The 25952-nt window shown below is 64.6% G+C and carries 29 protein-coding genes; 18 read left to right on the top strand and 11 right to left on the bottom strand.

Annotated features, from left to right (window positions below):
• Window positions 1–24: 24 nt before the first annotated feature.
• Genes G566_RS0105600 through G566_RS0105585 form a run of 4 tightly spaced genes read right to left on the bottom strand, consistent with a single transcriptional unit; the run spans window position 25 to window position 2423 of the window.
• Window positions 25–759 (bottom strand): peptidylprolyl isomerase, encoded by a 735-nt coding sequence (locus G566_RS0105600; protein WP_029131301.1) that lies wholly within the window; start codon window positions 757–759, stop codon window positions 25–27.
• On the bottom strand, window positions 756–1256 hold the full coding sequence (gene coaD / locus G566_RS0105595; protein ID WP_022679693.1) for a pantetheine-phosphate adenylyltransferase: 501 nt from the start codon (window positions 1254–1256) through the stop codon (window positions 756–758). The genes G566_RS0105600 and coaD overlap by 4 nt, the downstream gene beginning before the upstream one ends.
• Before the next feature lie 12 nt (window positions 1257–1268).
• A complete protein-coding gene (locus tag G566_RS0105590) occupies window positions 1269–2168 on the bottom strand; it encodes a polyprenyl synthetase family protein (RefSeq protein WP_022679692.1) in 900 nt (299 codons plus the stop codon).
• A gap of 12 nt (window positions 2169–2180) precedes the next feature.
• Entirely contained in the window at window positions 2181–2423 is a 243-nt protein-coding gene (locus G566_RS0105585) for an exodeoxyribonuclease VII small subunit (RefSeq protein ID WP_022679691.1), read from the bottom strand.
• 126 nt (window positions 2424–2549) lie between these two features.
• On the opposite strand from G566_RS0105585, the gene G566_RS0105580 reads away from it, so the two are divergent.
• Complete coding sequence (locus G566_RS0105580; RefSeq protein ID WP_022679690.1) at window positions 2550–3653, top strand: NAD(P)-dependent alcohol dehydrogenase; 1104 nt, start codon at window positions 2550–2552, stop codon at window positions 3651–3653.
• Window position 3654: 1 nt separating this feature from the next.
• On the opposite strand, the gene G566_RS0105575 is transcribed toward G566_RS0105580, so the two are convergent.
• From G566_RS0105575 to G566_RS0105565, 3 genes are all read right to left on the bottom strand, one after another.
• Window positions 3655–4455, bottom strand: coding sequence for an enoyl-CoA hydratase-related protein (locus G566_RS0105575; RefSeq protein ID WP_022679689.1), 801 nt, complete (start codon window positions 4453–4455; stop codon window positions 3655–3657).
• A 77-nt stretch (window positions 4456–4532) separates the two neighbouring features.
• Window positions 4533–5663 carry a M14 family metallopeptidase gene (locus tag G566_RS0105570; protein WP_022679688.1) on the bottom strand — a complete coding sequence of 377 codons (1131 nt, stop codon included), beginning with the start codon at window positions 5661–5663 and terminating at the stop codon, window positions 4533–4535.
• Window positions 5660–6253, bottom strand: a complete 594-nt coding sequence (locus tag G566_RS0105565) for a DUF4136 domain-containing protein (protein WP_156874435.1) — start codon at window positions 6251–6253, stop codon at window positions 5660–5662. Before G566_RS0105565 ends, G566_RS0105570 begins: the two co-directional genes overlap by 4 nt.
• 165 nt (window positions 6254–6418) lie before the next feature.
• Here G566_RS0105565 and ykgO point away from each other — a divergent pair, with 165 nt between their 5' ends.
• Both ykgO and G566_RS0105555 read left to right on the top strand, forming a co-directional pair.
• Window positions 6419–6544, top strand: a complete 126-nt coding sequence (ykgO, locus tag G566_RS0105560) for a type B 50S ribosomal protein L36 (protein WP_022679686.1) — start codon at window positions 6419–6421, stop codon at window positions 6542–6544.
• Between the two features lie 88 nt (window positions 6545–6632).
• Entirely contained in the window at window positions 6633–7253 is a 621-nt protein-coding gene (locus G566_RS0105555) for an HAD family hydrolase (RefSeq protein ID WP_022679685.1), read from the top strand.
• Here the strand turns inward: G566_RS0105555 and pyk are convergent.
• Window positions 7247–8698, bottom strand: coding sequence for a pyruvate kinase (pyk, locus tag G566_RS0105550; RefSeq protein ID WP_029131299.1), 1452 nt, complete (start codon window positions 8696–8698; stop codon window positions 7247–7249). The two genes, G566_RS0105555 and pyk, sit on opposite strands and share 7 nt — an antisense overlap.
• Window positions 8699–8775: 77 nt before the next feature.
• On the opposite strand from pyk, the gene G566_RS0105545 reads away from it, so the two are divergent.
• The 15 genes from G566_RS0105545 to G566_RS14680 all read left to right on the top strand — a co-directional run bounded on the left by G566_RS0105545 (window position 8776) and on the right by G566_RS14680 (window position 20983).
• Window positions 8776–9096, top strand: a complete 321-nt coding sequence (locus tag G566_RS0105545; protein ID WP_029131298.1) for a DUF1244 domain-containing protein — start codon at window positions 8776–8778, stop codon at window positions 9094–9096.
• Window positions 9097–9130: 34 nt separating this feature from the next.
• Window positions 9131–9388 (top strand): DUF2312 domain-containing protein, encoded by a 258-nt coding sequence (locus G566_RS0105540; RefSeq protein WP_029131297.1) that lies wholly within the window; start codon window positions 9131–9133, stop codon window positions 9386–9388.
• Window positions 9389–9402: 14 nt separating this feature from the next.
• Window positions 9403–10041 carry a glutathione S-transferase family protein gene (locus tag G566_RS14690; RefSeq protein WP_051135951.1) on the top strand — a complete coding sequence of 213 codons (639 nt, stop codon included), beginning with the start codon at window positions 9403–9405 and terminating at the stop codon, window positions 10039–10041.
• A gap of 60 nt (window positions 10042–10101) precedes the next feature.
• A complete protein-coding gene (locus G566_RS0105530; RefSeq protein WP_022679683.1) occupies window positions 10102–10578 on the top strand; it encodes a (2Fe-2S)-binding protein in 477 nt (158 codons plus the stop codon).
• The gene (locus G566_RS0105525; protein ID WP_022679682.1) at window positions 10571–11347 is read left to right on the top strand and encodes an FAD binding domain-containing protein; all 777 of its coding nucleotides are present in this window, start codon (window positions 10571–10573) and stop codon (window positions 11345–11347) included. The genes G566_RS0105530 and G566_RS0105525 overlap by 8 nt, the downstream gene beginning before the upstream one ends.
• Window positions 11348–11358: 11 nt before the next feature.
• Window positions 11359–11688, top strand: a complete 330-nt coding sequence (locus tag G566_RS0105520; RefSeq protein ID WP_022679681.1) for a heavy metal-binding domain-containing protein — start codon at window positions 11359–11361, stop codon at window positions 11686–11688.
• Between the two features lie 63 nt (window positions 11689–11751).
• Window positions 11752–12492: a YebC/PmpR family DNA-binding transcriptional regulator gene (locus G566_RS0105515; protein WP_022679680.1), complete on the top strand. Its 741-nt coding sequence runs from the start codon at window positions 11752–11754 to the stop codon at window positions 12490–12492.
• Between the two features lie 29 nt (window positions 12493–12521).
• On the top strand, window positions 12522–12935 hold the full coding sequence (locus tag G566_RS14685; protein WP_169522763.1) for a DUF4440 domain-containing protein: 414 nt from the start codon (window positions 12522–12524) through the stop codon (window positions 12933–12935).
• Window positions 12932–13423 (top strand): crossover junction endodeoxyribonuclease RuvC, encoded by a 492-nt coding sequence (gene ruvC / locus G566_RS0105505; protein WP_022679678.1) that lies wholly within the window; start codon window positions 12932–12934, stop codon window positions 13421–13423. The genes G566_RS14685 and ruvC overlap by 4 nt, the downstream gene beginning before the upstream one ends.
• The gene (gene ruvA, locus G566_RS0105500) at window positions 13420–14016 is read left to right on the top strand and encodes a Holliday junction branch migration protein RuvA (protein ID WP_022679677.1); all 597 of its coding nucleotides are present in this window, start codon (window positions 13420–13422) and stop codon (window positions 14014–14016) included. Before ruvC ends, ruvA begins: the two co-directional genes overlap by 4 nt.
• Window positions 14017–14031: 15 nt before the next feature.
• Window positions 14032–15054 (top strand): Holliday junction branch migration DNA helicase RuvB, encoded by a 1023-nt coding sequence (ruvB, locus tag G566_RS0105495; protein ID WP_022679676.1) that lies wholly within the window; start codon window positions 14032–14034, stop codon window positions 15052–15054.
• A 39-nt stretch (window positions 15055–15093) separates the two neighbouring features.
• Window positions 15094–15636, top strand: a complete 543-nt coding sequence (locus G566_RS13620; RefSeq protein ID WP_022679675.1) for a peroxiredoxin family protein — start codon at window positions 15094–15096, stop codon at window positions 15634–15636.
• A 27-nt stretch (window positions 15637–15663) separates the two neighbouring features.
• Complete coding sequence (locus G566_RS0105485) at window positions 15664–16911, top strand: cysteine desulfurase-like protein (RefSeq protein ID WP_022679674.1); 1248 nt, start codon at window positions 15664–15666, stop codon at window positions 16909–16911.
• 51 nt (window positions 16912–16962) lie between these two features.
• Window positions 16963–18378: a 3-isopropylmalate dehydratase large subunit gene (leuC, locus tag G566_RS0105480; protein WP_022679673.1), complete on the top strand. Its 1416-nt coding sequence runs from the start codon at window positions 16963–16965 to the stop codon at window positions 18376–18378.
• Window positions 18379–18532: 154 nt separating this feature from the next.
• On the top strand, window positions 18533–20983 hold the full coding sequence (locus G566_RS14680; protein ID WP_022679672.1) for a putative bifunctional diguanylate cyclase/phosphodiesterase: 2451 nt from the start codon (window positions 18533–18535) through the stop codon (window positions 20981–20983).
• Here G566_RS14680 and nadB read toward each other — a convergent pair.
• The 3 genes from nadB to G566_RS0105460 form a co-directional block, all read right to left on the bottom strand.
• On the bottom strand, window positions 20980–22602 hold the full coding sequence (gene nadB, locus G566_RS0105470; protein WP_022679671.1) for an L-aspartate oxidase: 1623 nt from the start codon (window positions 22600–22602) through the stop codon (window positions 20980–20982). The genes G566_RS14680 and nadB overlap by 4 nt on opposite strands.
• Window positions 22580–23512: an ABC transporter ATP-binding protein gene (locus G566_RS0105465; RefSeq protein ID WP_022679670.1), complete on the bottom strand. Its 933-nt coding sequence runs from the start codon at window positions 23510–23512 to the stop codon at window positions 22580–22582. The genes nadB and G566_RS0105465 overlap by 23 nt, the downstream gene beginning before the upstream one ends.
• A gap of 75 nt (window positions 23513–23587) precedes the next feature.
• The gene (locus tag G566_RS0105460; RefSeq protein WP_022679669.1) at window positions 23588–25906 is read right to left on the bottom strand and encodes a TonB-dependent receptor; all 2319 of its coding nucleotides are present in this window, start codon (window positions 25904–25906) and stop codon (window positions 23588–23590) included.
• Between the last annotated feature and the right edge of the window lie 46 nt (window positions 25907–25952).

Here is a 25952-nt window from a genome sequence, read left to right as displayed (position 1 = left end):
TTGGTCGGAGGAAGAGGGAGGGGCTCAGCGGGGCGGCTGCGGCCCCGATTGCGTGCCGGATGCCGGTGGGGGCAGGTTCAGCACACCCGCCGGAATCGGCGAGGCCTTGGCCTTCAGCGCCGCAAAATCGGGCGGCGGTACCTTGTCGGCCGCGATGCTGGCCTTGATGATGCGGCTGGGATTTTCCGGCGGCTCGCCCTTTTCGATGCCGTCCACGTAGGCCATGCCTTCCACCACGCGGCCCCACACCGTGTAGGTGCGATCCAGCTTCAGCGCCGGCATCAGCACGATGTAGAACTGGCTGTTGGCGCTGTCGTCGCTTTGCGAACGCGCCATCGCCGCGGCGCCGCGCACGTGCGGCAGATCGTTGAATTCGGCCTTCAGATCGTCGAGCTTGGAACCGCCGGTGCCGGTGCCGGTGGGATCACCGCCCTGCGCCATGAAGCCATCGATTACGCGGTGGAAGACGGTGCCATCGTAAAAACCCTGGCGCGCCAGCGTGCGAATGCGCTCCACATGCTTGGGCGCCACATCCGGGCGCATGACGATCTTGACGCGGCCGCCCGACGACAGATCGAGCACCAGGATATTTTCCTGGTCCACCTGGGCGATCATGCCGGCGATATTGGACGGCGCCGCCATTTCCGGCAGCTTGGGCGGGGCCTTCAGATCCTTGGGATCGATGCGCTGTTGCTGGGCCAGAGCCGGTCCGGCAGCCAGAGTGAACACAGCAGCAATCAGCAACGGCAATCGCATCATTGGCCTTTCAATCCGGTTTCCGCGACCCTGGCCACCACATCGGCAGCGATGCGGGGCGGGACGAACTTGCGGATGTCGCCACCATAAACAGCAATTTCCTTGACCAGACGTGAAGCGATCGGCTGCAAGGCGACATCGGCCATTAGAAACACCTGCTCGATATCGTCATTCAGCGCCCGGTTCATGCCGGTCATCTGGAACTCATATTCGAAATCGCCGGCACCGCGCAGGCCGCGCACGATCACCGTGGCGCCCAGCCTCTCGGCAAAGGTCATCAGCAGCTCATCGAAATCGGCAACGTCCACGTTTGGGATGTCGGCGGTTTCGCGGATGATCTGCGCCTTGCGCTCCGCCAGCGTGAACATCGGTGATTTCGATGGGTTGGTGGCCACACCAATCACCAGCCTGTCCACCAGCCGCGCGCCACGGCGGATGATGTCCATATGCCCAAGGGTCATCGGATCGAAGGTGCCGGGGTAGACGCCAATACGGGTCATGAGGCTTGCTCCTTACCGATCACGCTCGACAGCGAAACGCGCAATGGCGCGCAGCAGATCGGCCTCCGGGCCGAAACCGGAAAGATGGGCGATGGCCTGATCGATCAGGGCATTGGCCTGGCTGCGGGCGCGTTCGACCCCCAGCAAGGAGACGAACGTAGCCTTGCCGGCGGCGGCATCCTTCTGCACGGCCTTGCCGGTCTTGGCGGATTCGCCTTCCACGTCGAGCAGATCATCGGCGATCTGGAAGGCCAGGCCGAGATCGCGGGCGTAGGCGCGCAAGCTTTTCTTGTTGGCTTCCGATGCCCGGCCCATAATGGCGCCGGCTTCCAGGCACCACACGATCAGTGCGCCGGTTTTCAGCTGCTGCAGCCGGGTGATGCCGGCCAGATCATAGGTCACGTCGCCGGCCACCAGGTCCATCATCTGGCCGCCGGCCATGCCGGCCGGGCCGGACTGGACGGCAAGTTGGGTGATGAGTTCCAGCCGGGCGACTGGATCTTGGTGGGTGGCAGGATCGGCCAGGATTTCAAAGGCCAGATCGTGCAGGCAATCGCCGGCCAGCACGGCGGTGGCTTCATCGAAGGCCTTGTGCACGGTGGGCTTCCCGCGGCGCAGGTCATCATCGTCCATGCACGGCAGATCGTCGTGGATCAGGCTGTAGACATGGATGCACTCGATCGCGAGCGCGACCCTGAGCGCCTGTTCGCGTGTCACATGGAAGATATCGCAGGCCGCAATCACCAGCAGCGGGCGCATGCGTTTGCCGCCGCCGATCGTCGCATGGCGCATGGCTTCATACAGGCGAGCGCGGCTGTCATCGGGCACGGCCAGCAGCCGATCGAAACGCTGATCGATTGCCTTGCCGATGGCATCAAGGGCTGGCTTCAGACTGAGCGAGGGCTGCACCATGTCCGTTCGCCCTTATTGCGCGTCAAAGGGGCGGGTTGCGACGGCTTCGCCGGCGGCATTCTGCTGGATCTGTTCGATCCGCATGCGGGCATCGTTCAACCGGGTTTCGCACAGAGATTTCAGTGACTGGCCGCGTTCATAGAGCGCGATGCTGTCATCGAGGCTGAGATCGCCCGATTCCAGCTTGCGCACGATGTCTTCAAGCTCGCGCAGGGCGTCTTCGAAGCTGGGCTGGGGGGCAGCGGGCGTGTCCATGAACGCCGTATCTGGACGGGCGCGGGCGCGTGGTCAAGCCGGGCGCTTGCTTGCGAACATCAATCCGCCTTGCCAGCCCGGCGCCGCGGCGCGACACTGTTGAGAAATAGATTGAGGAGATGAGACATGCCAACCTCCACGCGCGCTGCCGTGCTGCGCCAACGTGGGCAGCCCTACAGCATCGAAACCGTGGAGCTGACCGATCCCGGGCCGGGGCAGGTGCTGGTCAAGCTGGCGGCGTGCGGCATCTGTTTCACCGATGTTGGCGTGCAGCGCTATGAACAGGGCACGCCGTTGCCGCAGGTGCTGGGCCACGAAGGCGCCGGCACGGTGCTGGCCGTGGGCGCGGGCGTCACCAACGTGGCCGCCGGTGACCGGGTGGTGCTGAGCTATGCCAGCTGCGGCGCCTGCCCCAGTTGCAGCCATGATCACCCGCAATATTGTGCGAATTTCATGGCGCTGAACTATGCTGGCGTGCTGCCCGATGGCCGGGTGCCGTTCACCCAGGCTGGCCAGCCGATCTATGGCGGCTTCTTCGGCCAATCCAGCTTTGCCGATCATGCCATCGCTTATGCGCGCAACACAGTGAAACTGGCCGATGATGTGCCCTTCGCGCTGGCGGCGCCGTTTGGTTGCGGCCTGCAGACGGGGGCTGGCACCGCCTACAACACGCTGAACGTACAGGCCGATCAGGCCTTTGCGGTGATGGGTGCCGGTTCAGTGGGGCTGGCGGCGCTGTTGGCCGCCGTTGATCGCGGCTGCCACACCATCATCGCGGTCGATCGCGTCGCCGAACGGCTGGACCTCGCCCGGAAACTGGGCGCGACGCACACGATCTTGGCCGATGGGCGCGACCTGATGCTGGCGCTGCGCGAGGTGGTGGCGACCGGCATCGATCGCATCGTCGATACCACCGGGGCCTCAGCCGTGATCCGCGCCGGTCTGGAGGCGCTGGCCAGCAGGGGGGAACTCGCCATGCTGGCCGTCACCGCGCCGGGCACCGAAATCACGTTCAACCCCAACACGCTGCTGGGCGGGCGTTCGTTGCTTGGCGCCGTGGAAGGCGATGCCGATCCGCAGAGCTTCATCCCCTGGCTGATCGACCGCCACCGTGCCGGCCGCTTCAATCACGCACCGCTTGTGACGGAATATCCGCTGGCAGCCATCAACGAAGCCGTGGCCGATATGGCCAGCGGCAAGGCGGTGAAGCCGGTGCTGGTGATGGAGTGAGTTATTTCCCGGTGAATGCCGCCGGCCGCTTCTGCAGGAAGGCGCTGACACCCTCCACGAAATCGGCGCTGCGCCCGGCCAGAAGCTGGTTGCGGCGCTCCACCATCAGGCCTTCGGACAGCGACACATCCAGGCAATCGCGGATACCTTGGCGGATCAGGGCATAGGATTTGGTCGGCCCCTTCGCCAGTTTCTCGGCCACGGCACTGGTGGCTGCGGCCAGATCGGCATCATCGACCACCTTGTAGACCATGCCCCAATCCAGCGCGGTTTCGGCCGGGATCCGTTCGCCCAGCATCATCATGGCCTGCGCCCGCGCCCGGCCGGCCAGCCGCGGCAGCAGCCAGGTCGAGCCGACGTCGGGCACCAGCCCGATGTTGACGAAGGCCTGCAGGAAATAGGCGGACTTCGCCGCAATCACGATGTCGCCGGCCAGCGCATAGGAACAGCCGGCACCGGCCGCGACGCCGTTGACCGAGGTGATGAACGGCACCGGCAGCGCAAACAAGCGCTCCAGCAGCGGATTGAAATGCGATTCGAGCACGGCACCGGCATCCGGCGGGCCCGATCGTTTCGCGCCACCACCGGCACCGCCGCCGGCCAGATCGGCGCCCGAACAGAAACCGCGCCCGGTGCCAGTGAGCACCAGCACGCGCGCCGTGCCTTCGTCGCGCACCCGGTCCACCGCGTCGATCATCTCTTCGATCACGCCCACGTGGAGCGCGTTCATCACCTGCGGCCGGTTGATGGTGAGGGTCGCAATGCCTTCGGCTTCTTCGAACAGGATGTGGGTATAGCTCATGACGGTCTCCCTTTGGCCGTCACGATAGGGGGCGTGGGCGCACCCCGTCACCCCATCAATCAGCCAAGGTGAATCGCTTACAGGTCGGGCATCACTTCCATGATCGCCGCCAGGCAATCACGGCCCAGCTGCATCGAACGCTGCGGCGACCAGCCAAACTCGGCGCAGGGCAGATCATCATTGTCCTTGAACGGCATTTCGAGCGTCATGGCCAGGCAGCCGAACCGCTCGGCAAGCTGGTTGGTGCTCATGGCCAGATTGGCGGTGCCGGGGCGGGCGACGGGATAGCCTTTCGCGGTTTGGAAATCCGGCGTTATCCGCGCCAGCCGCGCCTTGTAATCGGCGAGCAGCGCCAGCTGTTTCGGCGTGATCGACGGGATACCTTCGAAGCCGGCGATGAACACCTGCGGGATGGCTTCATCACCATGCACATCCATGGCGAGGTGGCAGCCGGCCTTGTCCATTGCACCCAGCACGCACAGCACTTCCGGCGATTTTTCCGCCGACGGCGCGTTCCATTCGCGGTTGAGGTTCACGCCGGCGGCGTTGGTGCGCAGATGGCCGCGGAAACTGCCATCAGGGTTCATATTGGGCACTATGTGGAAAGTTGCCTGTTGGCGCAACAGCCTCGCCACCGGGTCGTACGGATCAGCCAGTCGCTCCAGCGCACCTTCCATCCACCATTCAGCCATGCTCTCGCCCGGATGCTGGCGGGCATAGAGCCACACGGTCTTCGGGCCATCGCCGACGACCAACCGGTCAATCGCCCGGCCATCAAGGCTGTGGCCCAGCACGTCGGCGCGCACGCCGGGCCGGGTGGCGGTGCGGGCGATCAGATCAAGGTGCCGCTCCAGGGAATACGGCGCGAAATAGGCCAGCCACAGCTGGTCAACACTGGGCGTCACTTCGATGGTGAGCGTGCCATTGGCGGATTTGGCATCGAAACTGGTCGGCGCGCGTCGCCACGTCTGCCGGTCCACCGACACGCAGGCGCGATAGCTCGGCCAGCCGCCGGGATAGGCGCAGTTGTTCAGATCGATGATGCGGATGATGCAGCGCTGGTCCTTCGCTCCAGAAAGGCGAAAGTGGAACCATTGATAGAAGTCGCTGTGCGCGTCCTTGCCTATGGTCAGCACAATCTCGTGCGGGCCGGCAATCCGTTCGACCTGGATGTTGCCCGAATCAAAGGCACTATCGATGCTGATCATTGGTCGGTCTTCACTTTCACGGTCACACTCTGGCCGCTCAGGCCGGGAAAGCTCTTGAGCAAGGCCTGCAGCAGCACCGGCGCGGCGCTGATCGGATCGATGCTGGGGGCGATGGTGCTGTCGCGGCCTTCCCATACGGCGCTGCCATCGCTGGCCCGGCGGATCTGCAGCGTCATCAGCGCGGCCGTCACGGTGCGGGTGCCGCCACCAACCGGGAAGGTCACACCGCCGCCAATGCCGCCATTCCAGCCGCCAGTGCCGCCGCCGATGCCAATCGATATGGGGGAGCGTTTGCGGACCACCTCGCTGTTGCCGGTAAGCGAAATGCGCGCGACATGATCAGCCGGCTGGCCGCCCGCTGCCAGCGTAAAGCCCGCCTTGGCCAGTTCGGCATTGGCCACAGCGGCCAGCGCGCCGAACTGCAGCGAGGATGCCGCCGCCGGATCGGCTGGCTCTACCGTGATGCTGCTGCCGGTCAGCGGTGGGGCCGGGGGTGCCAGGATGTGGAAGCGGGTTTCCTCCACTTTCACGGTTGCGGCATGGGCCACCGATGGCAGCAGCAGGGCGGCCAGCACGGCAGGCAAAATCATGTGGCGGGTCATGGGCTTTACTCGCGGGGCACTTATACCCCTGTCTGGTCGCACTTCGGCTGCGGGCAAGCAAGGGTGGATCAGGCGAGCGCGGTTGACAAAGCGCAGCGCCTCCCTTAGCGACCGGCCTCTGTTTCACCACCGATTCACTTGCCGGGATTGATCATGAAGATCCGCAACAGCCTCAAGAGCCTCAAGGGCCGCCACCGTGACTGCCAAATCGTGCGTCGTCGCGGCCGCACCTATGTCATCAACAAGACCAACCGTCGCTTCAAGGCCCGCCAGGGCTGAAGCCGCGCCGCTGGCCCGTTTGGCTGGCAGGTTGACTTGGTGAGACCCCTGCCATCCGGCGGGGGTTTTGCTGTTTGTGGGGTTGGTGATGGCCAGAATCTTGCCGACTGCCGTGGTGTTCGATGTCGGCAATGTGCTGGTGGATTGGAACGTGCGCGCTTTCTATGCGCCGCCGATTCCCGATCCGGCGCGGCTGGACTGGTTCCTGGCTGAGGTGGTGACGCCGGCCTGGCATTTCCAGCATGATGCCGGCCGGCCGTTTGCGGAAACCAGCGCCGAACTCATCGCCCGCTTCCCGGCCGAGGCTGAACTGATCCGCCAATATGGCCCCCGCTTCAATGAAACGGTACCCGGTGCCATTCCTGGCATGATCGAACTGGTGGAGCAGTTGGCCGCGGCCTGCGTGCCGTTGTTTGCCATCACCAATTTCAGCCACGAATTCTGGCCACCGTTCCGGGCCGAGTGGCCGGTGTTCGATCATTTCACCGACATCATCGTTTCAGGCGAAGAGCGGCTGACCAAACCGGATGCCGCGATCTACCAACTCGCACTTCGCCGTTTCGGCCTTGGCCGCGGTGAAGCGATCTTCATCGATGACCGCGCCGACAATGTGACGGCAGCCGTGGCCAACGGCTTTGTGGGCCACCTGTTCACCGGCCACGAACTGCTGGCGGCGGAACTGGCGCGGCTGGGCCTGCTGGCTCAATAATTCTTCAGCTCGTCCCCCGTCAGTCGGACCACGTGGACGACGTTGGTGGTGCCGGGCGTCGAAAAGGGCACGCCGGCGATCAGCACCAGCGGATCGCCACCTTTGGCCAAACCCGTCCGCAATGCCATGCGCTTGGATTTGGCCACCATCTCCTCGAAACTGCCGACATCGCGGGTGGTGACGGCATGCACACCCCTTACCAGGCCCATGCGCCGCGCCGTGGTCTGGCTGGGCGTGAGGCACAGCACCGGCACCGAAGGCCGCTCGCGCGCGGCGCGGCCGGCAGTGGAGCCGGAGATGGTGAAGCAGGCAATGGCGCGGGCGCCGATGGTGCGGCTGATGTCGGCAGCGGCCGACGTGATGGCGGCCGCCGTTGAACGGCCGGTGGCCACTTCGGTGAAATACACGCGGCCATGATAGCTCGGGTCGGCCTCCACCTGGGCAGCGATGGCATCCATCATGCTCACCGCTTCCACCGGCCAGGCCCCGGCGGCGCTTTCGGCGGACAGCATCACTGCATCGGCGCCGTCATAGATGGCGGTCGCCACGTCTGACACCTCGGCGCGGGTGGGGGAGGGGCTGGTGATCATCGATTCCAGCATTTGCGTTGCCACCACCACCGGCTTGCCCAGACTGCGCGCCATGGCAACGATGCGTTTCTGGGCGGGCGGCACATTCTGCGGCGGCAGTTCGACACCCAGATCCCCGCGCGCCACCATCACGGCGTCGGCGATTTCCAATATCTCCTCCAGCCGTTCCAGCGCCGCCGGCTTCTCGATCTTGGCGAGCAGCGCGGCGCGGCCGCCAATCAGCCGGCGCGCTTCGGCGACGTCTTCGGGGCGTTGCACGAAGCTCAGGGCCACCCAGTCCACCCCGCAATCGAGCGCAAAGCTGAGATCGGCGCGGTCCTTCGGGGTCAGCGCCGGCAGCGGTACCACCACATCGGGCACGTTGACGCCCTTGTTGTCCTTGATGGTGCCGGGCACCTCCACCACGCAATCAATGGCGTCTTCCGAAACATCGATGGTGCGCAGCACGATCTTGCCATCGTCAACCAGCAGGCGGGCACCGGGGCGCAGCGCGGCAAAGATTTCCTTGTGCGGGAGGCAAACGTGCGCTGCATCACCCGGCGCAGTGTGGCGATCGAAACGGAAGGCCTGGCCCTTCACCAACTCCGCCGCGCCGCCGGCGACCCGGCCCACCCGCAATTTCGGCCCTTGCAGACCGGCAAGGATGGCGATCGGCCGGCCATTGGCCTTTTCGACAGCGCGCACCGCAGCGATCAGCTTGCCTTGGCTTTCGTGGCTGCCGTGGCTCATGTTCACACGAAAGGCATCGGCACCGGCCGCATGCAGTTTGCTGATCATCTCTTCCGAAGCCGATGCTGGCCCCAACGTGGCCAGCACCTTGACCCGGCGGGCCCTTGGTTGAAGATGTCGGCTCATGCTGCGTCCCAGTCGTTCGGATTTGCCGCTACCCTAGCGGTTGATGCGGCGCAGTGCCACAGGAGAGAGACACCGCCATGACGATCCTTGCCGATGATGCAGTGCGGGAACGGCTTGAAGCCGCAGCCTTTCGCCGCCTGATGCTGCATTTGCGTCAGCGCACTGACGTGCAGAATATCGACCTGATGGGCTGGAGCGGCTTTTGCCGTAACTGCCTCGGCGACTGGCTGCACGAGGAAGCCGAGAAGCGGGGCCTGGCGCTGAGCAAGGACGAGGGGCGCACACATGTCTATGGCATGAGCCAGGCCGAGTGGAAGGCGCTGCACCAGCAGCCGGCGACCCAGGAACAGATGGACCGCATGGCCGAATCGCTGGCGAAGAACGAGGCCGTCCGGTAACCCCGGCGGCAACCAATTTTAGACAGGGACCCAAATGAGCGACGAGACGATCTCTGGCACCGAAAGCGTGTCCGCCACCCAGCTGCGCCTGTTCATCGAGCGCATCGAAACGCTGGAAGAAGAAAAAAAGGGCATGGCCGACGACATCAAGGATGTCTACGCCGAAGCCAAGGGCACTGGTTTCGACATCAAGACGATGAAGACGCTTGTGCGGCTGCGGAAAATGGAAACCGCCGCCCGGCAGGAAGCCGAAGCGCTGTTGGAAACCTACCGGGCCGCCATCGGCCTGTAATCGGGAAAAAAACGATGATTCTTTATGGGGGCAAGCTCTCGCCGTTCGTGATGCGGCCGTTGCTGGTGAGCCGGGCAAAGGGTGCCGAGGTCACGCTGGGCAACTTTGAAGGTGGTATCAAGTGCCCGGAATATCTGGCGCTCTGCCCCACCGGCAAGATGCCGCTGCTGGTCGATGGCGATGTGGCGCTGCCGGAAAGCCAGGTCATCGCCGATTATCTTGATCTGGCGCTGCCCGGTCCCAAGCTGATCCCGGCCGATATCGTGGGCGCCACCATGGTGCGGTTGCTGGTGCGGCTGGCTGACAGCTATGTCGTACCGCAACTGGGCGGTCTGTTCCGCGGCCGCGAGAACCCGGCCGGCGTGCCGGACGCGCTCAAGGGCATGGGCGAGGCGCTGGGCTACATCGAGCATTATCGCAACGCCGATGACGCGTTCGCCTATGGCAACAGCTTCACCCAGGCCGATGCGGCGCTGATCCCGCTGTTCTTCTTCCTTGATGCATTGGATGGCCCGATGCCGACCAAGGCGCTGGTGGCCGCACAGCCCGGCCTCGCTGCCTGGTGGGCCTGTGCCAAGGCCAGTGCGCTGGGCGCGCAGGCGATTGCTGAACAGGCCGAGGGCTTGAAGCAGATGATGGCCAGCCGGGCTTGATTGCCGGGCCACCTCGCCCCTAAGCTTGCAGACACAATGGCCCGATACTGGGGGACTCCGATGCAGATGACGCTGACCATCAACGGCCAGGACCACAGCGTGGAGGCACCCGCCGCCACCCTGCTGGTTGAGGTGCTGCGCGACCAGCTGGGGCTGACCGGCACCCACATCGGCTGCGACACCAGCCAGTGCGGCGCCTGCAACGTGCTGATCGATGGCGCGGCGGTGAAGGCCTGCACGGTGCTGGCTGCACAAGCGCAGGGCGCGCAGGTCACCACCATTGAAGGATTGGGCAGCACCGACGCGCTGCACCCGATGCAGCAGGCCTTCCGCGAAGCCCACGGCCTGCAATGCGGTTTCTGCACGCCGGGCATGGTGATGGCCGGCATGGAAATGGTGCGCAAGCACGGCACGAAGCTGACGCCGGAACTGGTAACGCACGAGTTGGAAGGCAATCTGTGCCGCTGCACAGGTTACATCAACATCGTGAAGGCGATCGTGGCCGGCGCGGCAGCGATGGAGGCCCAGAATGCGTGATTTCGCTCTGCATCGCCCGGCCAGCGTTTCGGCTGCCACGGCCGCCTTTGCCGGCACCGATGGCGAAGCCGCCTATCTCGCCGGTGGTCACACGCTGATCCCCGCCATGAAATCGCGGCTGCGCATGCCCGATGCATTGGTGGACCTGACCGGTCTTGGACTTTCCGGCATCAGCAAGGAGGGTGATCGCCTTTGGATCGGCGCGACCACCCTTCATGCCGATGTCGCCACGGGCGCCAGCGTCATTCCGGGCCTTGCTTGCCTCGCCGCCGGTATCGGCGACGCGCAGGTGCGGAACCGCGGCACAATTGGCGGCAGCATTGCCAACAATGATCCAGCTGCCGACTATCCCGCTGCCGCGCTGGCGCTGGATGCGGTGATCGAAACGGATCGCGGCAGCTTTGCGGCGGACGACTTCTTCCAGGGCATGTTCACCACGGCGCTGGCCGAAAGCGAGATCATCACCCGTGTGGGTTTCGCCATCCCGCAGCAATCATCCTATGCCAAGTTCCGCCATCCAGCGTCGCGCTATGCGATGGTGGGTGTCTATGTCGCCCGCCATGCTGGCGGTTGGCGCGTGGCGGTAACGGGGGCCGGGACGGGCGTGTTCCGCTGGACGGACGTGGAAGCCGCGCTGAACGCCGGCAGCGATACCGCCGGGCTGGTGTTGGCCGCCGATGATCTCAACAGCGATATCCACGCCAGTGCCGAATATCGCGCCCATCTGTGCGGCGTGATGCTGAAGCAGGCACTGGCCACTCTGGCCTGAAGGAGGCTGCCATGGCCGAACTGATCGTCACCACCACCCCCACGGTCGAAGGCCGCATGGCCACGCACTATCTGGGTGTCGTCGCCGGTGAAGCCATCATGGGTGCCAACATCTTCCGCGACATCTTCGCCGGGATCCGCGACATCGTTGGCGGCCGTTCCGGCGCCTATGAAGAAGTGATGCAGGGTGCCCGCGAGGAAGCGCTGCGCGAAATGGCCGATCGCGCACTGGCGCTGGGCGCTGATGCCGTGATCGGCGTGCAGATCAGCTATGCCGCCTTGGGCGCTTCGGATTCGATGCTGATGGTGGGTGCCGTTGGTACCGCCGTGAAGCTGGGCTGATTGCCGTTTTGCGGGCGGGTTGCTAAGGCCGCAGCCATCCCACCTGCAACCAGTTGAACGATCATGGCCGGCCACAGCAAATTCAAGAACATCATGCACCGCAAGGGCGCGCAGGATAAAAAGCGCAGCGCCTTGTTTTCAAAGCTTTCCCGCGAAATCACCGTGGCGGCGAAGATGGGCATGCCCGATCCAGCCAACAACCCGCGCCTGCGCGCAGCCGTGGTCGCCGCCCGCGTGGAAGGCATGCCGAAAGACAATATCCAGCGCGCCATCGACAAATCCCAGGGCGGTGACATCGCGAATTATGAGGAAGTGCGTTACGAAGGCTTCGGCCCCGGCGGCGTGTCGCTGATCATCGAATCCCTTACCGACAATCGCAACCGCACCGCCACCAACGTGCGCACCGCCATGGCCAAGAATGGCGGCAACCTCGGTGCGTCGGGCAGCGTGAGCCACGGCTTCGAGCGGCTGGGCCTGATTGCCTATCCTGCAAGCGCCGGCAGCGCCGATGCCGTGTTTGAATCCGCGCTGGAAGCCGGCGCCGACGATGTGCAGTCGAGCGAAGACGGCCACGAAATCTGGTGCAGCATCGAAAATCTGCACGACGTCGCTCGCGCCCTGGAGCCGGTGCTGGGCGACAGCGGCCAGGCGAAGCTGGCATGGAAGCCCGGCACGATGGTGACCGTTGGCGCCGACGATGCCGCCCAACTGATGAAGCTGATCGACGTGCTGGACGATGATGACGACGTGCAGACCGTGTGGGGCAATTATGACGTGCCCGACGACGTGATGGCCGGCTTGTGAAGCTGGGGCTGGCTGCGCTCGCGATGATCATGGCCACGCCTGCCGCTGCCGATCCTGTTGCCGATATCAAGGCCGCGCGCGCTGCCTACAACGCCGCGATCGCCGCCCGCGATGCCGCTGGCGTGCGCGCCGCGCTGAGGGAGGGCTATGTCGGCATTGCCGGCACCGGCGGCGAAGCCATTATCGGCGCCGACGCCATGACCGATTATTTTGCCCGCGCCTTCAAGACGCCGGGCTTTCTCGGCTTCGTGCGCACACCCGACGTGGTCACGGTGGCCGTCCCGCCGCTGCGCGCGATGGAACGCGGTCATTGGTCGGGTGGCAGCCTTACTGGCCGGTTCAGCGGCGAATATCTGGCGGTGTGGGTTCCCACGCCCACCGGCTGGAAACTGCGCAGCGAAACATTCGTGACGCTGTCCAACGGAGCGCCCGGCAAACCGTGAGGCTGATCCTCGGCCTCGATCCCGGTTTGGCGGCGACGGGGTGGGGCGTGATCGTGGCTGAGGGCAATCGCCTGCGCCACATCGCCCACGGCACGGTGAAAACGTCGGCCACCGCGCCGCTGGCCGAACGGCTGGTGGCGCTGCATGACGGCCTGATGACGGTGATCGGCGACCACGGCGCCACCGAAGCCGCCGTGGAGGAGGTGTTCGTCAACGCCAATCCGCAATCGACGCTGAAACTGGGGCAGGCGCGCGGCGTCGTGCTGCTATGTTCGGCGCGTGCTGGCCTGCCCGTGGCGGAATATGCCACAAGGCTGGTGAAGAAGGCGCTGACCGGGGTGGGCAGTGGCAGCAAGGATCAGGTGCAGGCGATGGTGGAACGGTTGCTGCCAGGCGTGAAAGTGGTGGGGGCCGATGCGGCCGACGCGCTCGCCGTGGCGATTGCCCACGCGCATCTGGGCGCCAGTTTGCGAAAGGGCCTGCTGTGATCGCGCGGCTCAAGGGATTGGTGGACAGCGTTTCGGCCGACAGCGTGATCGTTGATGTGAACGGCGTCGGCTATCTGGTGCAGGCCTCCACTCGCATGCTGGCTTCGCTGTCGGTGGGGCAGCCGGTGGCGCTGCACATCGAAACCCAGGTGCGGGAAGACGCCATCACTCTGTTCGGCTGCGTTTCCGAATCCGAACTCGCGGCCTTCCGGGCGCTGATCACGGTGCAGGGCGTTGGCGGCCGGGTGGCGCTCAACATTCTCTCTGTGCTTACGCCCGATCAGGTCGCGCACGCAGTCGCAGCGGGTGATTCCGCATCGCTGGCCCGTGCCAACGGAGTTGGCCCCAAACTCGCCGCCCGCATCGCCAACGAACTGAAGGGCAAGCTGGGCGGCGTCGCGATGGCTGCTGGTGCGCCCCTCCCGGTGACGGCCGGCGCGCGTGTCGTGGAGGATGCCGTCTCGGCGCTCGCCGCGCTGGGCTTCAGGCCCATGGACGCCAGCCGCGCGGTTTCTGAAGCGCTGGCTGAATTGGGCGAAGGGGCGGCCCTGAATGACGTGGTGCGAGTGGCGCTGAAGAAAAGTGCGCGGTAAGGAACGCCCACCCGCATGACCGCCGATCTCACCCCGCAACGTCGCCCGGACGATATTGATGCCGCGCTGCGGCCCAAGGGGCTGGACGAGTTCATCGGCCAGCAGGGCCTGCGCGAAAATCTTGGTGTGTTCATTGCCGCCGCCCGGTCGCGCGGCGAGGCGATGGACCATGTGCTGCTGCACGGCCCGCCAGGCCTCGGCAAGACAACACTGGCGCAGATCGTGGCGCGCGAACTGAACGTCGGTTTCCGTGCAACCTCAGGTCCGGTCATCGCCAAGGCCGGCGATCTGGCGGCCATCCTGACCAATCTCGAACCGCATGACGTGCTGTTCATCGATGAAATCCACCGCATGTCGCCAGCGGTGGAGGAAATCCTCTATCCCGCCATGGAAGACCGGGTGTTGGACATCATGATCGGCGAAGGCCCATCGGCGCGCAGCGTGCGCATCGATCTGCCGCCGTTCACCCTGGTTGGCGCTACCACCCGCGCCGGGTTGTTGACGACACCGCTGCGCGATCGTTTCGGTATCCCGCTGCGCCTTAACTTCTACTCCATCGATGAACTGGAACAGGTCGTCACCCGCGCTGCGCGGCTGCTCGAATTGCCGCTCACCGCCGATGCGGCGCGCGAGATTGCGGCGCGGGCCCGTGGCACGCCGCGCATCGCCGGGCGCTTGTTGCGCCGCGTGCGCGATTTCGCGGCCGCAGCGGGCCAGACCGAAGTCACCGCCCGGATGGCTGATGCCTCGCTCAGCCGACTGGAGGTCGATCGCCTCGGCCTCGACGCGATGGACCGGCGTTACCTGATGATGATCGCCGATATCTATCGCGGTGGCCCGGTCGGCATTGAAACGCTCGCCGCCGGCCTTTCGGAAGCGCGCGACACGGTGGAAGACGTGATCGAGCCCTTCCTGATCCAGCAGGGCCTGATCGCCCGCACCGCCCGCGGCCGCATGCTGAATGGCCCGGCCTGGAAGCATCTGGGGCTGCTGCCGCCGGCCGATCAGGTGCAACTGCCGCTGCTTGATGAGGAATAGGGCTGCAACCTTTGCCGGCTGCCATGCGAAAGACTTTCCATGCGCATTCTCCCCGCCTTCATCGGCCTTTCCGTCATCGCAGCGCCGGTCGTCGCCTTTCCCGCCGTAGGAGACAAGGCTCCCGCAGTTTCAGGTGCCGACATTGCGGGCAAAACCCGGACGCTGAAGCAGCTCGCCGGCCGCAAAGGCACGGTGCTGATGTTCTTCCGCTCGGCATCGTGGTGTCCGTTCTGCAAGGCGCAGCTGATCGCCATGAACGAGAGTGCGGCGGCGGGGCTGAACAGTCGCGGTTACGCACTGGTTGGCCTGTCGTATGACGATTCAGCCGTGCTCGCCAAGTTTGCTGCTGAGCGCAAGGTGGCCTGGCCGCTGCTGTCTGATCCGCAGTCCAAGGTTATCGATGGCTGGCAGTTGCGCGATCCGGCCTACCCGCCCGGTAATCGCGCCCATGGGGTGCCGCTGCCGGCGGTGTATGTGATCGACAAGAGGGGCGTGATCCGCGCCCGGCTGATGGAGGCCAATTACCGCCAGCGCCCGCAACCCGAAGCGGTGCTTGCCGCCATCGACGCGCTGGGCCAATAAGCCTCCCGCAACAGGCGGGGGACGAACATGACATTGCCGATGGACAACGTGCGCGTCGCCTTCCCGGCGCTGGCCCTTGCCGACGATGGGCTCCCGCGCCTCTATCTCGACGCGCCGGCCGGCACCCAGGTCGCGGGCCGGGTCGTGGAGGCGATGAGCCGCACCATGATCGAAGCTTGCGCCAATGATGGCGGCACCTTCCGCACGTCTGTAGCGACCGGCGCCATCGTCGAAGCCGCGCTCGCCGCCGCCGCGGCCTGCTTCAATTGCGCCGAAGATGAAGTGATCTTCGGCCTCAACACCACCAGCCTGTTCTTCCAGATGGCGCCGCTGATTGCGGCTGACTGGAAAGCCGGGGACAATATCCTGCTCACCCGCATGGATCATGATGCCAATGTTTCGCCCTGGTTGCAGGCGGCCGAGGCGCGCGGGGTGGAAGTGCGCTTCATCGAGTGGGATCGCGAGACGTTCGCGCTGAAACTGGAAACGCTGCCCGATCTGATCGACGCACGCACCCGCGCCGTTGCCGTGGGTCATGCCAGCAACTTCCTCGGCACCATCAACGATGTTACCGCCGTCTGCGCCGCCGCGCGCGCCGTGGGCGCGGTGAGCATCGTTGACGCCGTGCAGTCTGCCCCGCATATCGCATTGGATGTTGCCGCCATCGGCTGCGATCTGATGGCGGCATCGGCCTATAAATTCTTCGGCCCGCACCTGGGGATCATGTTCGTCTCGCATCGCATGCAGGGGCTGATCCGGCCCTTGAAAGTGCGCCCGTCGGTGGACGCGATGCCAACGCGGCTGATGCCCGGCACTCCCAGTTTCGAGGCCATGGCCGGCACCACGGCGGCCATCGAGCATATGGCGTGGCTGGGCATTGCTGCGGGCACGGTCGGCGGTGATGCATCGCTGCGCCAGCGGCTGGTGGCGGGCCTAGCGGCGGCGCAGGCGCATGAGACGGAATTGATGCGGCGCTTCCTCACCGGCATCGCCACGGTGCCGGGCGTGACACTGCACGGCATTGCCAACGCCAACCGTCTCCACGAGCGGGTGGCGACCTTCACGTTCGAGATCGAAGGCCACAGCGCCGATGCCATCGCGGCCGATCTGGCGGCGCGAAACATCTTCGTGTGGAACGGCTATTATTACGCATGGGAACCTGCCGGCGTGCTGGGCCTGCGCGATCGCGGTGCGGTGCGGGTGGGCTTCACCCACTACAACACGCTGGATGAGGTGGACGCGCTGATTGCCGCCCTGAAGCAGATCGCCGGCTGACGCGTCATTTGCCGCTGGATTTTGGCGCGCGGCCTTGGCACAGCCGCACCCATGAGCAGCACCCCCCGCACCCTCTACCAGAAGATCTGGGACGATCATGTCGTCCAGTCGCTTGATGACGGCACCGCGCTGATCTTCATCGATCGTCACCTCATCCATGAAGTGACCACCCCTCAGGCGTTTGAGGCGCTGCGCATTGCTGGCCGCAGGTTGCGCCGGCCCGATCTGACGCTGGCCGTGCCCGATCACAACGTTCCGACCACGGATCGCCGGCTGCCGATCCTCGATCCGATGTCGAAGGCACAACTCGACGCGTTGGTGCAGAACTGCGCCGATTTCGGGGTGGAGCTATACAACATCGATTCGCCGGAACAGGGCATCGTCCACGTCATCGGCCCGGAACAGGGCTTTACCCTGCCGGGTGTCACTATGGTCTGTGGGGACAGCCACACCGCCACCCATGGTGCGTTCGGCGCGCTGGCCTTTGGTATCGGCACCTCGGAAGTGGAGCATGTGTTTGCGACGCAGACGCTGCTGTTGCGTCAGTCCAAAACGCTGCAGGTGCATGTGACGGGCGAGCTCGGCTTCTCCGTCTCCGCCAAGGATGTCGCGTTGGCCGTGTGCGGCGTGCTGGGTTCGGGCGGCGGTGCCGGGCATGTCATCGAATATACCGGCCCGGTGATCGAGGCGCTCTCCATGGAAGGGCGCATGACGCTGTGCAACATGGCGATTGAAGCCGGCGCCCGCGCCGGCCTGATTGCGCCGGATGAAAAGACCTTCACCTATGTTGAAGGCCGCCCTCGTGCGCCCAAGGGTGCAGCATGGGAGGCAGCGCTGGCCTGGTGGAAGACGCTGAAAACCGATCCGGGCGCGACGTATGACAAGCGCATCACCATCGACGGCAGCGCCATCGCACCGCTCGTTACCTGGGGTACCAGCCCGGATGACGTGGTCTCCATCACCGATGTGGTGCCCGATCCGGCCAGCTTCGCCGATGTCGGCAAGCGCGCAGCAGCGCAGAAGAGCCTGGATTATATGGGCCTCGCCCCCGGTACCCGCATGGAAGATGTGGCCGTAGAGAATATCTTCATCGGCAGCTGCACCAACAGCCGCATCGAGGATCTGCGCGTGGCTGCCGATGTGGTGCGCGGCCGCAAGGTGGCCGGCAACGTGCGGCAGGCGCTGGTGGTGCCGGGTTCCGGCCTCGTGAAGCGCCAGGCCGAAGCCGAAGGGTTGGACCGCATCTTCATTGATGCCGGCTTCGAATGGCGTGAGCCGGGCTGTTCCATGTGCCTGGGCATGAACCCCGATCAGGTGCCGGCCGGCGAGCGCTGTGCCAGCACCTCGAATCGCAATTTCGTTGGCCGGCAGGGCCCGGGTGCGCGCACGCACTTGTTGTCGCCCGCGATGGCAGCAGCGGCGGCTATTTCGGGGCATCTGGTCGATGTTCGCCAGTTAATGCGCTGATTCGGACTGAACTGTCTGGATTTCACCCTCAATAGCCGCCATCAGAACGAGGCGGTAATGGTTCCTAAACGGCTTCTCCCGTATGTTTGTCCCTTACGAGGGGTAAGCAAAGGACGGAATGTTGCGACAAGGCAGCAGACCGACATCGGTTCTGATGAGCCGCCTGGCCCCCTTCACCAAACGATCTTGGGGTCTGATCGTATTGGTGGTGGGGCTGTTCTTCGCGCTATGGGTGGCACCAGCGCGAGCTGAGAACGTGCAACTTGCGTACCGGCAAGTTCCGACCTGCCAGGGCAACAGCTGCATCACCCCCATTGCACCGGGTTCGGGCAAGGATATGCCCAGCAAATGGACGTGGTTTGCCGTTGATCCTGCCCGGCTGCAGCGCATGCCGGTGGGCTGGAACCTGGTGATCGACAATGTCCGCTTTACCGCCATCGAAATTCGGGTGGTGCACGAAGGCGGCGTGGCGGTGATCCGCCGTGGCCAGTTCGAGCTCAGCCGCAACTGGACAATGGGCAATAATCTGCGCTTCCAGATTCCGGTGGCGGGCCCTGATGTGACGGCCATCCAGATCGGCTATCGCAACATGGACGGGCCGGGCCTGCTGCGCACCATCAAGGCGATGGATGCCGCCGGCCATGAATCGCATGTGCTGCGCTGGACAGTGCAGGTCGCCCTTGTGCTCGGTATGTTGTTCTCGGCCTTTGTCTACAACATGTTTCTGCTCACCTGGCTGCGCACCGGGTTCCAGCGCTGGTATGTCGTGTGGCTGGCGGGCAGCCTGGGCTATCTGCTGGTGTGGTCGGGCGCGATCCTCAATATCTTCCCGTTCCTCGCCGGGCCGGCGGCGGTGCGCACCTTCTACCTGCTGCTTGGCTTGATGGTGGTGTCTGGCGCCGCCTTCTTCTTCTCGCTGATCGAGAAGGACAAGTTGCCCCAGCGCCTGATCGATTTTGGTCAGCTTGCCGGCATGGGCGTGGCGCTTGCATCAGTAGTGGCGGCGTTCGACACGCTGTTTCCAGCAGCGCTGGGCGATCTTCTGCTCAACATCACGCTGATCATCGTCACGCTTACGCTCACTGTTGGCTCGGGCTTTGCGGCGCTGCGCGGCAGCCGGGCGATCTGGTATTATCTGGCTGGTTGGCTGCCGGCGCTGGCCGTGCTGGTGTTGCGCATCTTCCGCAACTTCAGCCTGCTGCCGCAAGATGATCTGGTCGATCTTGCCGGTTTTGCCGCCGTCGGCTGGGAATCGCTGCTGCTGTCGCTGGCCATTGCTGATCGCTTCCGCCAGCTGCGCCGCGATGCCGATGCCGCCGATGCCGAGCGCGATACCCTGTTCCGGGTGGCCACCACTGATGCGCTCACTGGGCTGGGCAACCGCGCCCTGTTCCAGAACATGCTGGAACAGCCGCTGACCCGCAATTCTGGCATCGACGTGATCGCCATCGATATCGATTTCCTGAAGCAGACGAACGACATGGCCGGCCATGATGCGGGCGATGCGCTGATCGTGGCGGTGGCAGAACGGCTGACAGCAGCGGCCGGCCCCGAAGCCAATATCGCCCGGGTTGGCGGTGACGAGTTCGTGATCCTGCTGACCGGCGCGGCGCGCGAACGCCTGTCGGCCGTGCGCCAGATGATCGCGCTGTCGTCCGGTGTTCCGCTGCGCCATTCGGGCCATAATCTTACCATCTCGATCTGCGCTGGCCACAGTTCGTCGGAGAACAAGGGCGTGGCTCTGGCCCGCATCTTCAAGCAGGCCGATCTGGCGCTGTACCGGGCCAAGGCGGCGGGCCGCGGCTGCTGGCGCAGTTATGACAGCAGCATGGCCGATGAAGCCGAAGCGCGCAGCCGCCTGTTGTCGGAAGCCCGCGTTGGCCTGGCTGGCAACCAGTTCCTGCTGCATTATCAGCGCGTCGTGCAGCTGGATGATACGCTTGTTGGCTATGAAGCGCTGCTGCGCTGGCAGCATCCGCGGCTGGGCCTGCTGGCCCCCGGCGATTTCCCCGATGTGCTGCGCGAATCAACGCTGCTGCCCCAGTTGCAGGCCCATGTGTTGAAATCGGCACTGGAACAATTGGCCAGGCTGCGGAGCGACGGCAGGGATCTGACCATGGCGATCAATTTCGTTGGCAGCCAGTTGCAGGGCACGGCCGCTGCCGTCGCCATCCTGGATGAACTGGCCCGCCACCGTGGGCCGCCGCATGCGTTGGTGGTGGAAGTGACGGAATCGGTGGTGATGAGCGGCCTGGGCGGCGCGCTGATCGAGGCGCTGGAATGCCTGCGTGATGCCGGCGTGAATGTGGCGCTGGATGATTTCGGCACTGGTCATGCAAGCCTGATCCAGCTGCGCGATGTGCCGGCCAACATCGTCAAGATTGATCGCAGCTTCATCGGCCGCCTTTCGGAATCGGCCGGTAACCAGCAGGTGGTGCGCGCCACCATCGATCTGGCGCATTCGATGGGCAAGCAGGTGGTGGCTGAAGGGGTGGAGAATGACGCCCAGCGCCAGCTGCTTACCCGGCTGGGCTGCGATCTCGCCCAGGGCTGGCTGTTCGGCCAGCCGCAGCCGTTCCCGCTGACACGGCGCGCTGCGGCCTAGGCCTCTCGCGTCATTATCGGATCAAGGATGGTGTCCACCGCTTCGGCGGCCATGGCCGGATAATCGGTGCTGTAATGCAGCCCGCGGCTTTCGCGGCGGCGGCGGGCGGAACGCACGATCAGATCGGCGACGGTCACGAGGTTCCTCAGTTCGATCAGATCGGCGGTGATGCGGAAATTGCCGTAATAATCCTGCACTTCCTTGCGCAAATTTTTCACCCGGTGGGCGGCGCGCTCCAGCCTTTTATCGGTGCGCACGATGCCGACATAATCCCACATGGTGCGACGCAGTTCGTCCCAATTGTGGGCGATTACCACTTCCTCGTCGCTGTCGGTCACCCGGCTTTCATCCCAGGGCTTTACCCGCGGCGAGTTCTGGGCGGTTTGCGCGGCAATGTCGTCAGCCACGGCCTGACCGAACACCAGGCATTCCAGCAGCGAATTCGACGCCAGCCGATTGGCGCCGTGCAGCCCACTCTGGGTCACCTCGCCGGCCGCCCACAGACCGGCCAGATCGGTGCGGCCATCCAGTGTCACCATCACGCCCCCGCAGCTGTAATGCGCCGCCGGCACCACCGGGATCGGCACCTGCGTGCAATCGATATCCAGCTCTAGCAGTCGGGCATGGATGGTGGGGAAATGGGCACGCACGAAGTCCGCACCCAGATGAGTGAGATCGAGCAGTACATGTGGGATGCCAAGCCGCTTCATCTCGGCATCGATGGCCCGTGCCACCACGTCACGCGGGGCGAGTTCCAGCCGGTCGTCATAACGCGCCATGAAGCGGCTGCCGTCGGGCAGTTTCAGGTGGCCGCCTTCGCCGCGCGCCGCCTCGGTGATCAGGAAATTGCGCACCTCGGGGTGATAAAGGCAGGTCGGGTGGAACTGATTGAATTCCATGTTCGATACCCTGCACCCCGCCCGCCACGCCATGGCGATGCCGTCGCCTGTCGCGCCATCGGGGTTGGTAGAATAAAGATAGACGCGGCTCGCCCCGCCGGTGGCCAGAACCGTGGCCGGCGCGACAAAGCGCACGACATGCCGCTTCTTCACATCCAGCGCATAGACGCCGTGGCAGCGCCGCTGTGGGAAGCGTTCGTGCAGCACGTGGCGATGAGTGATCAGATCGACCGCGGCCATGTGCGGCACCAAGGTGATGTTGGGATGCGCCTGCGCCGCCTTGATCAGCGCCTGTGAAACCGCCCAGCCAGTGGCATCATCGACATGCACGATGCGGCGATGGCTGTGGCCGCCTTCGCGCGTGAGGTGCCAGCGTTCGGACACGGTCTCGCCGGGATTGAACGGCACGCCCAATTCCGCCAGCCGGTCGATCGCGGCCGATGCATTGCTGGCGACATATTCAACCGTGGGGCGGTGGTTGAGCCCGGCACCGGCTACCATCGTGTCTTCCACATGTGCCGCAACCGTATCGCCGGCATCCAGCACGGCGGCGATCCCGCCCTGTGCCCAGGCCGTGGAACCATCGGCGAGATCGCCCTTGGCCAGCACGGCCACCGTGCCATGTTCGGCCAGGTGCAATGCCGCCGTCAGCCCGGCCGCACCGGAACCAACCACGATGGCATCGAAATGGCGAGCCTCAGGCGGCGGCGCTTTTGCCACTTGTCAGCTCCAGGAACACATCTTCCAGATCGGCTTCGCGGGTGGAAACCTCCACCACGCCCAGCCCGGCAGCACCCACCATTGCCAGCACGGCGCCGGCATTGTTGCTACGCTTGTCATAGGTGATGACCAGCGTCCGCGGGCCCTTCAGCTCCACCGCCTTGCAGCCGACAAGCGCCGGCGGCACGGCGGCAAGCTCGCGGTCCACCACCACTTCCAGGACCTTGTCACCGGTGGTGCCAAGCAGTTTCGATGTTTCGTCGTTGGCAACCACCTGCCCATGATTGATGATGGCGATGCGATCGCACAGGCTTTCGGCTTCTTCGAGATAATGGGTGGTCAGCACGATGGTGGTGCCCATGCTGTGCAGTTCACGCACATAATCCCACAGCAATTGCCGCAGCTCGATATCAACGCCTGCCGTCGGTTCATCCAGCACCAGCACCGGCGGGTTGTGCACCAGCGCCTTTGCCACCAGCAGCCGGCGCTTCATCCCGCCCGAAAGGGTGCGCGAATAGACATGCGCCTTGTCGTCCAGCCGCACCGCCTTCAGCAATTCCATCGTCCGGCGCTTGGCCTTGGGCACGCCGAACAGGCCGGCCTGCAATTCCAGCGTTTCAAACGGCGTGAAGAAGGCATCGAACACCAGTTCCTGCGGCACGATGCCGATGCTGGCCTTGGCGTTGCGCGGATGCTCGTCGATGTCGAAGCCCCAGATGCGGGCGCTGCCAGCGGTTTTGTTCACCAGGCCGGCGAGGATATTGATCGTGGTGGATTTGCCAGCGCCGTTGGGGCCAAGCAGGCCGAAGATGGAACCACGCGGGATATCGAGATCAATGCCCTTCAGCGCCTGCTTGCCGCCGGCATAGGTCTTGGTCAGGCCACGCAGGCTGATTGCAGCTTCGCTCATGCAATCGCGATAGACCGGGGCGGGAAGTGGGGCAAGGGGAGGCGCCCCCCAACCACACCACCCGCCCCGTACGCATCAGAAGCGTGCAACCGCTTCCACGCCAAACAAGCGCGGCAGACCGCGGATGAAGGTGGGGATGCCGAAGGCGCCGCCGGTGTTGCCGCCGTCGAGCAGATATTCCTGATCGAACAGATTGTTGGCGAAACCGATGACTTCCCACTTGCCCTTTTGATCCCGTACGCCGGCGCGCAGGTTGATCAGCGTGACCGGACCCTGGCTGGTTACCGGGTTGTTGGGCAGTTCGAAGAAGACGCTGGAACGGTGGGTGACGTTGGGGTTGGCAAACAGTTCGATCTTGTCACCCAATGGCAGGCGGAAATTGGCGCCTGCCGATCCCTGCCATTCCGATTGCAGGCGGAAGCGATCGCCAGCAAAATTGCCGAAACGCGGATCATTGTTCACCCGGGCATCGATATAGGCGCCGTTGGCGAACAGCCGCACATTGTCCGACAGGTTCAGGGCGAATTCGGCTTCCACGCCCTTGTTGCTGGCATCGGCATTGACGATCAGCGCCGGCGCGCCCTGCTGCGGCACCGAGATCTGGAAGTCCTTGTACTTGATGATGTAGGCGCCAACGCTGAAGTTGAGCTTGCCAAGCGTGCCCTTAACGCCGGCTTCGTAATTGTCGAGCAGTTCGGCCGGGAACACGCGCACGTTGGGGGTGAGCACGCCCGCCACGCGGCCGGCATTGACCTGCACCACCGGCGAGCGGCGACCACGCGAATAGGTGGCGTACAGGTTCACATTGTCGGTCACACGGAACAGGATGTTGGCGCGCGGCAGGAAGGCATCAAAGCGACGTGAGGCACCAAGCACTTCACCATTGGTGTTGACGCCGCCGGCAATCAGCGGGCCGCGGGTGATCACCGAATTGGGAATGCGGGTCGAAATGCCGCTGTCGCGATCTTCACTCAGGTAACGGCCGCCCAGATTGATTTCCAGGCGCGGCACCGGGATCACCGTCACGTCGGCAAAGGCGCTGAAGGTGCTGATTTCAGCCGAGTTGCGGAACAGTTCGGCGGAATAGGGCAGCACGGTGGCTGCCCCGCCGGTGAGGATCGCGGTGGCGCGGGCGGCTTCCACCACACCTGTGGCATTGTTGATGCAGGCCAGGCCCGGCACCAATCGCGCCGCGCACTGCAGGAAAATGCCTTCTTCGGAACTGAACGGCACGCTTTGGAAGCCGGTTTCCCAGAAATAATTGGCCCCGAAGAAGCCGCGCAGTTTCTCACTTTCGTAGTTGAAGCGGCCTTCAAAGCTCATCTGTTCGCCGCGCGCATCTTCGGCAAATTCCAGATACCAGGCCTGGGTGCCATCGGCGTCGAACACTTCGTTGCTGTCGAAGTTGCGGTAGCCGGCGATGGTGGTGAAGCTCCAGGCGTCGCTGAACTTGGCGTTCACGCTCAGGTTCACGTCATACACGTTGCGCGTCAGGCTGGGCTGATCGGCGCCCAGCACGGCGGCGCTGAACGGTGAACCGGCGGCTTCCTTGAAGCTGTAGGGGCTGGTGGTGCCGCCGGTGGGCGCGAACGTGCCCGACGAGAAGGCGGTGCCCGGCGCGCGCTGGCCATCATAGGTGGCAACCAGATCGGCGGTGAGATCGGGCGTGGGCGTGAAGCGCAGCGAAACGCGGGCGCCATATTGGCCCTGGCCGTTCAGATCATCGACGCGCGGGCCATTCGGCGTTTGCGAGCCGGGGCGGCCGGCGATATTTTCCACCACGCCGTCGCGCAGCTTCATGGCACCAGCGACGCGCAGTGCGATGATGTCGTTGCCGATGTTCACATGGCCATCGATGCGGCGCTGATCATAATTGCCGTAGCCCACGCGCACTTCGCCGGAGAAACCGGGCTTGGGCTTGGCGGTGATGACGCTGACCACCCCCACAGCAGCGGCGGTGCCGAAAAGGGTGGACTGCGGGCCCTTCACCACTTCGACGCGTTCCAGATCATAAAGATCGAAGTAGGAACCACGCGACCGCGAGACATCGACGCCGTTGAGATAGACGGTGACGGCCGGAGAGCCTTGCGAGGAGCCGGTGTCAGATGTGATGCCGCGGATCACGAAGCCGGGGTTGTTGGGCGATTGTTCCTGCACGTTCAGGCCGGGCACATAGGCGGCAAGCTGATCGAACTGTGTAACGCCGATCTCGCGCAAGCTACGCCCGGTGTAGGCGGTGATGGTGATCGGCACGTCGTTCAGTTTCTGCTCGGACTTTTGCGCCGTCACCACGATTTCCTCGCCGATCGATTCGGCCATCTGATCGGCTTCGGCGGCAAAGGCAGGCAGGGCAGGCAACAGGCTGGCGGAAGCGAGCAGCAGAAGACGGCGCATATCATTCCCCATGTTGGCGGCACGGCGATGTTGCAGTGCGGCATGA

Origin of the sequence: Sandarakinorhabdus limnophila DSM 17366 (genome assembly GCF_000420765.1) — a bacterium.
GTDB classification, from domain to species: Bacteria; Pseudomonadota; Alphaproteobacteria; order Sphingomonadales; family Sphingomonadaceae; genus Sandarakinorhabdus; species Sandarakinorhabdus limnophila.
Note: the sequence above shows the minus strand (reverse complement) of the source record. Positions and strands in the feature narration are given on the sequence as shown.

Coding starts and splice junctions, on each gene's coding strand:
- pyk (WP_029131299.1), bottom strand. CDS start 8,698: ATGAGCCGACATCTTCAACCAAGGGCCCGCCGGGTCAAGGTGCTGGCC.
- ruvB (WP_022679676.1), top strand. CDS start 14,032: ATGACCGCCGATCTCACCCCGCAACGTCGCCCGGACGATATTGATGCC.
- G566_RS0105515 (WP_022679680.1), top strand. CDS start 11,752: ATGGCCGGCCACAGCAAATTCAAGAACATCATGCACCGCAAGGGCGCG.
- G566_RS0105525 (WP_022679682.1), top strand. CDS start 10,571: ATGCGTGATTTCGCTCTGCATCGCCCGGCCAGCGTTTCGGCTGCCACG.
- G566_RS0105485 (WP_022679674.1), top strand. CDS start 15,664: ATGACATTGCCGATGGACAACGTGCGCGTCGCCTTCCCGGCGCTGGCC.
- G566_RS14690 (WP_051135951.1), top strand. CDS start 9,403: ATGATTCTTTATGGGGGCAAGCTCTCGCCGTTCGTGATGCGGCCGTTG.
- G566_RS0105580 (WP_022679690.1), top strand. CDS start 2,550: ATGCCAACCTCCACGCGCGCTGCCGTGCTGCGCCAACGTGGGCAGCCC.
- G566_RS0105540 (WP_029131297.1), top strand. CDS start 9,131: ATGAGCGACGAGACGATCTCTGGCACCGAAAGCGTGTCCGCCACCCAG.
- G566_RS0105575 (WP_022679689.1), bottom strand. CDS start 4,455: ATGAGCTATACCCACATCCTGTTCGAAGAAGCCGAAGGCATTGCGACC.
- G566_RS0105585 (WP_022679691.1), bottom strand. CDS start 2,423: ATGGACACGCCCGCTGCCCCCCAGCCCAGCTTCGAAGACGCCCTGCGC.
- G566_RS0105565 (WP_156874435.1), bottom strand. CDS start 6,253: ATGATTTTGCCTGCCGTGCTGGCCGCCCTGCTGCTGCCATCGGTGGCC.
- G566_RS0105460 (WP_022679669.1), bottom strand. CDS start 25,906: ATGCGCCGTCTTCTGCTGCTCGCTTCCGCCAGCCTGTTGCCTGCCCTG.
- G566_RS0105600 (WP_029131301.1), bottom strand. CDS start 759: ATGATGCGATTGCCGTTGCTGATTGCTGCTGTGTTCACTCTGGCTGCC.
- G566_RS0105555 (WP_022679685.1), top strand. CDS start 6,633: ATGGCCAGAATCTTGCCGACTGCCGTGGTGTTCGATGTCGGCAATGTG.
- G566_RS0105530 (WP_022679683.1), top strand. CDS start 10,102: ATGCAGATGACGCTGACCATCAACGGCCAGGACCACAGCGTGGAGGCA.
- G566_RS0105590 (WP_022679692.1), bottom strand. CDS start 2,168: ATGGTGCAGCCCTCGCTCAGTCTGAAGCCAGCCCTTGATGCCATCGGC.
- coaD (WP_022679693.1), bottom strand. CDS start 1,256: ATGACCCGTATTGGCGTCTACCCCGGCACCTTCGATCCGATGACCCTT.
- G566_RS0105520 (WP_022679681.1), top strand. CDS start 11,359: ATGGCCGAACTGATCGTCACCACCACCCCCACGGTCGAAGGCCGCATG.
- G566_RS14685 (WP_169522763.1), top strand. CDS start 12,522: ATGGCCACGCCTGCCGCTGCCGATCCTGTTGCCGATATCAAGGCCGCG.
- leuC (WP_022679673.1), top strand. CDS start 16,963: ATGAGCAGCACCCCCCGCACCCTCTACCAGAAGATCTGGGACGATCAT.
- G566_RS13620 (WP_022679675.1), top strand. CDS start 15,094: ATGCGCATTCTCCCCGCCTTCATCGGCCTTTCCGTCATCGCAGCGCCG.
- G566_RS0105545 (WP_029131298.1), top strand. CDS start 8,776: ATGACGATCCTTGCCGATGATGCAGTGCGGGAACGGCTTGAAGCCGCA.
- G566_RS0105570 (WP_022679688.1), bottom strand. CDS start 5,663: ATGATCAGCATCGATAGTGCCTTTGATTCGGGCAACATCCAGGTCGAA.
- G566_RS14680 (WP_022679672.1), top strand. CDS start 18,533: ATGAGCCGCCTGGCCCCCTTCACCAAACGATCTTGGGGTCTGATCGTA.
- ykgO (WP_022679686.1), top strand. CDS start 6,419: ATGAAGATCCGCAACAGCCTCAAGAGCCTCAAGGGCCGCCACCGTGAC.
- G566_RS0105465 (WP_022679670.1), bottom strand. CDS start 23,512: ATGAGCGAAGCTGCAATCAGCCTGCGTGGCCTGACCAAGACCTATGCC.